9 protein-coding genes are annotated in these 6,470 nt (G+C 24.0%); 5 read left to right on the top strand and 4 right to left on the bottom strand.

What is annotated here, in order from left to right; translation table 4 throughout:
* The first annotated feature begins 94 nt into the window (after positions 1-94).
* The 3 genes from MSROBK_RS10525 to MSROBK_RS10515 all read left to right on the top strand — a co-directional run bounded on the left by MSROBK_RS10525 (position 95) and on the right by MSROBK_RS10515 (position 1,164).
* Positions 95-352: a hypothetical protein gene (locus tag MSROBK_RS10525; protein WP_159373283.1), complete on the top strand. Its 258-nt coding sequence runs from the start codon at positions 95-97 to the stop codon at positions 350-352.
* 253 nt (positions 353-605) lie between these two features.
* The gene (locus tag MSROBK_RS10520; RefSeq protein ID WP_159373282.1) at positions 606-761 is read left to right on the top strand and encodes a hypothetical protein; all 156 of its coding nucleotides are present in this window, start codon (positions 606-608) and stop codon (positions 759-761) included.
* A gap of 58 nt (positions 762-819) precedes the next feature.
* Entirely contained in the window at positions 820-1,164 is a 345-nt protein-coding gene (locus MSROBK_RS10515) for a hypothetical protein (protein ID WP_159373281.1), read from the top strand.
* Between the two features lie 97 nt (positions 1,165-1,261).
* On the opposite strand, the gene MSROBK_RS12215 is transcribed toward MSROBK_RS10515, so the two are convergent.
* Positions 1,262-1,393 (bottom strand): hypothetical protein, encoded by a 132-nt coding sequence (locus MSROBK_RS12215; protein WP_265575299.1) that lies wholly within the window; start codon positions 1,391-1,393, stop codon positions 1,262-1,264.
* Between the two features lie 64 nt (positions 1,394-1,457).
* Between MSROBK_RS12215 and MSROBK_RS10510 the strand changes: the two genes are divergently transcribed.
* Positions 1,458-1,664, top strand: a complete 207-nt coding sequence (locus tag MSROBK_RS10510) for a hypothetical protein (protein ID WP_227991277.1) — start codon at positions 1,458-1,460, stop codon at positions 1,662-1,664.
* A gap of 270 nt (positions 1,665-1,934) precedes the next feature.
* On the opposite strand, the gene MSROBK_RS10505 is transcribed toward MSROBK_RS10510, so the two are convergent.
* Together MSROBK_RS10505 and MSROBK_RS10500 are read right to left on the bottom strand one after the other, a co-directional pair.
* Positions 1,935-2,420: a lipoprotein gene (locus MSROBK_RS10505; protein WP_040094561.1), complete on the bottom strand. Its 486-nt coding sequence runs from the start codon at positions 2,418-2,420 to the stop codon at positions 1,935-1,937.
* Between the two features lie 89 nt (positions 2,421-2,509).
* Positions 2,510-3,856, bottom strand: a complete 1,347-nt coding sequence (locus MSROBK_RS10500) for a ribosome-inactivating family protein (protein WP_040094559.1) — start codon at positions 3,854-3,856, stop codon at positions 2,510-2,512.
* Positions 3,857-4,296: 440 nt separating this feature from the next.
* Between MSROBK_RS10500 and MSROBK_RS10495 the strand changes: the two genes are divergently transcribed.
* Positions 4,297-4,623, top strand: a complete 327-nt coding sequence (locus tag MSROBK_RS10495) for a S1 RNA-binding domain-containing protein (protein WP_040092749.1) — start codon at positions 4,297-4,299, stop codon at positions 4,621-4,623.
* 39 nt (positions 4,624-4,662) lie between these two features.
* Here the strand turns inward: MSROBK_RS10495 and MSROBK_RS10490 are convergent, their stop codons facing one another.
* Positions 4,663-6,399: a hypothetical protein gene (locus tag MSROBK_RS10490; RefSeq protein ID WP_040094557.1), complete on the bottom strand. Its 1,737-nt coding sequence runs from the start codon at positions 6,397-6,399 to the stop codon at positions 4,663-4,665.
* Between the last annotated feature and the right edge of the window lie 71 nt (positions 6,400-6,470).

Raw genomic sequence — 6,470 nt, 5'->3', positions numbered from 1 at the left:
GATGAAGTTAACATTATTAAATCTACTCATTTAGTTAAAGTGACTGATTTTAAATGAAAATCAGAATAGTATTCACTTAGTTTTACAAAAATCATTGCCCGAGAATACTGTTTTTACTGGGATTAAAATTAAGTACCCTAAATCAATGTTGTTTGGAAATATTAAGTGTTGAGGTAATGTCAATGGTGTTTATTCTTATCCATCATCAAATATTGAAAATGCTAGTTTAGTTCCATTATTATCAATGCCAATGAAACTAGTCCTAATGTACGAATATTTCAGTATTGATTTACCGAAAGTTTTTTACCATGAAGTATCGCCCAAAACTATATTCAAGGTAAAGATATTTTAGATTTAGTAAATAAGAATGGTTTAGAAAAAGTTTTATTAAATTATTTAACATATCGTTATAATTATGATAGAAAATTTCAAGGGGAAAATACGATGAAAAAGGTAATCCTAACAATAAAGCAGCTGAACTACGTCAAAAATTTGAAGGACAAAAACCCGAAGATGTTATTGATGGTTTATTTGAAAACTGAAAATTAGATAATTCTACATCTATTAATGATCAATCTGTTAAAAGATTTAAACAAATTATTTATATGCTTTCAAATTATACGTATAGCAAATATGCCATTAATAAAGGTTATAATGATGATGTTAAATTAATTGCTCCATATTATTTTGAATTAATATCAACCCCTAATTCAACAACAGAAATAGGATATGATTATTCGAACATTGTAAAGTTCAATTAAATTCATTATATTTTAATTTTAGTGATAACGCCCCCATTCCACCTGAACCAATAAATTATTGACAAAAGTTTATGCAAATGATAAACCATTTAATACAGTTGATAATAAGTATTATTTTGTTGTTTGAAAAACTAATAACTGAAATATTACTAAGTTTAAAAATAATACTTTAATAAATAGATGACATCCAAGTATTGAAATTGACAGTAAAAATGAAGATGAAAATTATAAATTAAATTTAGAATGAATAAGGGGACATGGAACAATCGTTATTCGCTCTTATAGTGTTATAAGTGATTGACCTGCTCCTAGATTTAAAACAATTTATCGATGAAATGGTATTGATGAACCTCTTAAACCTCAAATTATCCAAATACAGGACAAATTACAGATTGAAATTTAAAACAACAAAATAACATTAACAATGATGATAATGAAATTAAAATAAATTCTAAAAACAAAGATATTTCAGAAAACCCTATTTATAAATTAGAAGCAAATTATTTTAATTGATTATCAATAACAAATGAATTAGAAACAAACAATATTCCTTCTCTTATTCCAGCAGAAATTAAATTATCTGATGGCGAATATGGTAAATATTTAATTAGTTTAATTGTTTCTAATAACAAAATAGAAGACTATTTAGACTATTATTCACAACGATATAGATTACTTTATTCTAAAACATTTTGAATGGATATGACTAAAAATTTAGTTGTAGATAATATTAAAATAACTTATGATAAAAAATTATTTAATTTAAATCAAATTGAAATATCTGGTATATGAGGTTATGGAAGCTATGATATAAATATTTTTATTGAAAAACCAAATGAAAAAATTATTGAAGGAAAATATATAAACTTAGAATTAATCGAAAAAAACACAAATTGGAACTAAAGTCAGCGGAAAAGATAGAGATACATATTTACAATTAATAGAATTTAATGTTTGATATTTATATAAAAATGGTATTGAATATGAAAAATCTTATTCAAACATTGCGGTTGTTAATTTTCTAAAACAATCAAATAGTGTAATATTTTTATATCCATCAGTAAGAGAACAAATTAATATTGATAATTTACAACTATTTAATAAAAACAATGAAAAATTATCATTAATTACATTAGAAATATAAAAAAGTCATTTTAATAAATGACTTTTTTATTAATTAACTTTTATAATACCATCTTTACCAACAATTAAATTGGGCATATTTGTATCTAAATTTCATCGATAAATTGTTTTAAATCTAGGAGCAGGTCAATCACTTATAACACTATAAGAACGAATAACGATTGTTCCATGTCCCCTTATTCATTCTAAATTTAATTTATAATTTTCATCTTCATTTTTATTGTCAATTTCAATACTTGGATGTCATCTATTTATTAAAGTATTATTTTTAAACTTAGTAATATTTCAATTATTAGTTTTTCATACAACAAAATATCATTTATTATCAATTTGATTAAATGGTTTTTCTTGTGGTGCTATTCATTCTAAAATACCATCTTTTGTATCTATTTTGTATTTTTCTTTTTGTTTTTTTAATTGTTCTTCACTATATTGTGATGTATTACAAGCAACTAAACTGGTTGTACTTGTTCCAATTAAAGTTATTGTTCCTAAAAGACTTAATATTTTTTTCATATTTATCTCCTTTGTGTTTTTTATAAATTTTGATAATTTAATTAAAAATAGGAATAAACTCAATTTATTCCTATTATAAGAAATTTTAATTATTTATTATTTAATATTCTTATATTTAAAAGAAAAGCCATTAAAGCTGGAGAAATTCTACTAGAATTATCATTAACATGATCTCAAATTTGCACACCATTATTCATATTATTTACTCGTCTTATAAATTCTTGACTCATTGAACCTCAATTAGTTAATAAATTTGAGAAATAGCTTCTCCATGAAATAGGATTATTATTACGTTGAATCGTACTAATTATATTGTTAAATCTAAGTGATTCTGAAGTAGCTAAAATTATACGCATTAAATTTGATGATATATTTATTCTTTGTTGATTGCTATTATTAAAAGATGCTAAAAATCGAAAAGAACTAAATAATGATTGTGAAGAAATATTAAGATCTCCATCAGCGATTAAATTAGTATAACTTCCTCCAAAATTTAAATTAACATTAGTTAAATGATTAATTCCTAAATTTGTTCTATAAGTACTATCTGAAAAATAATAATATGTTCCATCAGCACTATTTTGTCTACCATTATCTTCTCTTAATATAAATCCTTGAAGATATAAATTTGATCTATCAAAAACTAATTCAACAGTATTATTTAAACTAGATAAACCTTGAAATTGTATACCTATAATAAAATATCCATTTTGGTTAGTTAAACGGTAAGTGCCGTTCGTTCTGCCAAATTGTTCTATTATTCCTTCTCTATTTAAATAATCTACAACACTAATTAAAGAATCATAATATTGACTAAGATTGTCATCTCATTCATCTATTACTAAATTTGGTGCATAATTATTTTGATTATTATTACTTGTTCGTCTAACTAATGGTCTAGTTATTAAATTAGGAAATTTTTCTATTAAAATATTTGGCTCTCACAATTTATCATTCATTATTATAAATTTTTCAGTATGAGGTCCGGTTGAAAGATTTCATACACGATTATTTAAATTATTTTTATAATGAAAAATTGTTGAATTTGCTTTTTCTGATCAAATATCAATAGAATAACCATTTTTATAATCAATACCATTTTGTAAATTATATTCTCTAATAATATCATTTAAAGATTTATTTTTATTAATAAAAATTGTTTTAACAATATTTTTATTTTCATCTGTAATACGAATAGTTACTGAAGTATCAAATTTATTATCAGCATATCCAAAACCACCAAATTCAATTTTTTTTGATAAAACATTAAAATCAATTCTTCCTCTTGATGGTCCCCATCCTCATTCTTCATGATTATCTTGAAAAGATATTCTTGTATCTGAATTATTGTAAGGATAACTTATATTAGCAACCAATGTTGGCATTGTAGTTCCACTAATAGTTAATACACTTAATAAACTTAAAAGTTTTTTCATTTCGTTATTTCCTTTATTTAATCTTGCAAATTTTTATCAAGACCTATTGACATTATATATATATATATATATATGCAAGTCAAGCATTTTTAAATATGTTTATTTTAGAAAGGAGGTGAATATATGTTTATTATTGTGATTATACTGCATTAATCTGGGCTCGCGGTGATTTTCGATAGTTTTGTGAAAAATAACTTAAAGTTTAAAAAAACTTTTGCCGCGCTTTTCAAAATACTTGGGAAAAATTCTAAGCGTTAAGCGAAGAATTTTATAAAGGTTCCCAAATTTGTTTGAAAGAATCTCAAAAATTTTTTTAACTTGTAAGTCATTTTATCACAAAAATTTAAGAAAATCAACCGCTCGCCCAATTCCTGCAAATGATTTTTTATAGTCTTAATGATATAATTAAATTATTTAAAGAAAGGAAGTATATTTAATTTATGTATAAAAAAGGAAATAAAGTTAATGTTAAAATAACAAACGTTACACCTTATGGTGCTTTTTGTAGAGCAGAAAAGGCTGATGGTTTAATCCATATTAGTGAAGTTTCAGATTACTTTGTTAAAGATATTAAAGATTTTTTTGATATTGGTGATGAAATTGAAGTTGAGGTGTTAGATTTTAATACAGTTAGAAAACATCTTAAATTAAGTTATAAAAATTGTCATCCTGAACTATTGAAAAATGATGATGGTAATGAAATACAAGAAAAATCACCTAGTTTAGAAAAGTCATTAAATACCAATTATTTAATAAATAAAAAGTAAATAAAATTTATAAATGTTAGAAGGTTTTAAAAACCTTTTTTATATTCCCATTTTAAAACGATATGGATAAGAACCATAAAACAAAGCATCATATGGGTCATGATACATTTTACTATCGGGTGTGTTTGTTTTGGTGTCACTAAATCTTAGTTCACTAATGCATTTATCTAAAAATGGAAAGTTATCTAATGTGCCATATATTTTGCCTTGAACAAACATTTTTCTTATTCATGTTACACGATTTATTATACCTGCTTCTTTATTAAGGGATGTCTGATGTTTTTTGGCTTTAAACATTTTAATTTTATAACCCAAATAAGGATAAATATCTTCTTGTAATTTTTGCATAAAGTCGTGGGCATTAATATCATAATGAAATGTAGCATATTCAAAATCATCAAATTTATCAAATGTATTAATTATTCATTGTCCATAATATTCAACTATTTCATTTAAATTCATTGTGTTTTTAGGTGTAACAACATTTTCTTCAATTAAATATTTATCATATTCATTATTTTCATTAATTTTATAACCACTAAATAAAAACACTGTATGGTCTTCACTACCATTAGCATAATCCACACCAATTGAATAACTATCAAATTGATACTGTTTTGTATTGGAATTATAAAAATCTTGTAAATTATACTCTTTAATATATTTACGATAATTTCGTAAAACATAAATACTGGGGTCATTATCGTTATATTCAAAACCGTAGTATTCAAGTTCAAATAAATCAGGTCGCCCTTCTTTATTTGCTAAAACAAGTTTTTTAGTAATATCAGGTATTTTATTTCATACAGAACCCATTGTTAATCGTAAATTAAAAATACCCAAACCATTAAATGCTTGTTTGTTTTCTGAATATACTTGGTTATGTTCTTTTAAAATATTTTTAATTCTTTCATTTAAGGGTAAATATGGGGTTACAAATTTTTCATAAAATACATGGTATTTATCAAAAGGATTAAAAGTAAATTGATTAGAATATGTTTTATGAAAATATGTTGTTACTGTTATATGTTGTTTTGCTATGTTATCTCATTCTTGAAATGTCCAAGATAATTCTTTTACAGGAATAGAATTATCTAGATTATATTGTTCATTATTATTTTCATCGGTATATTTTTCATAAGATACTTTTAAACTTTTAGAACGAAACATTGAAACTCTTAAATTATTATATCTTTTATCTAATTCTTTATCAGTTAAGATTTCTTTTTCTTCGGCATGTATCATTTCATCTGTTCACGCCGATATAATACCGCTACCTTTACCAACTTTACCCATAATTTTATTACCATTAGCATAACCCGCAAAAGCAATGCGAACACCACTAGGAAAAACAATCTCGCCGCCTTCTTTAACATTTTTAGGTCAAACAATACCATTTTCATTGTCGGGTCCTATATCAATCCCATATTTATCATATAGATAATTACAGACATTAATTGTATCGCCAAATGTAGTATCTTCGTGGGTGTTGGCATATCTTCGTAAAATATTAGATGAAGCATCTGTAAAATTACAAGCAAAAAATAATTTTTCTGCTAAATGATTTCATGTTTTATTAGTACCACGCCCCGCTGAAACAAACTTAAAAAAAGTTGGCGAAGTAAAATATCGGGCATAACTATCACCAACAAATTCTTTAAATACTTCTCAATCAAAACCAAAATTATAGTCACTAAAATTCAAATCATATTTTTTATTTAAATGTTCATAACTAGTAATTCGTTTTTTGTTATTAATTTTTGTAAAATCCTGCATTTTTCATGTACCCCCATTTTGATAAAATAATATTAAGTATTAAATATCATAATTTATTAACTAGCATAATT

The sequence above is a fragment of the Spiroplasma poulsonii genome, assembly GCF_009866525.1.
Classification (GTDB): domain Bacteria; phylum Bacillota_I; class Bacilli_A; order Mycoplasmatales; family Mycoplasmataceae; genus Spiroplasma; species Spiroplasma poulsonii.
This window is presented reverse-complemented; position numbering and strand designations above follow the sequence as displayed.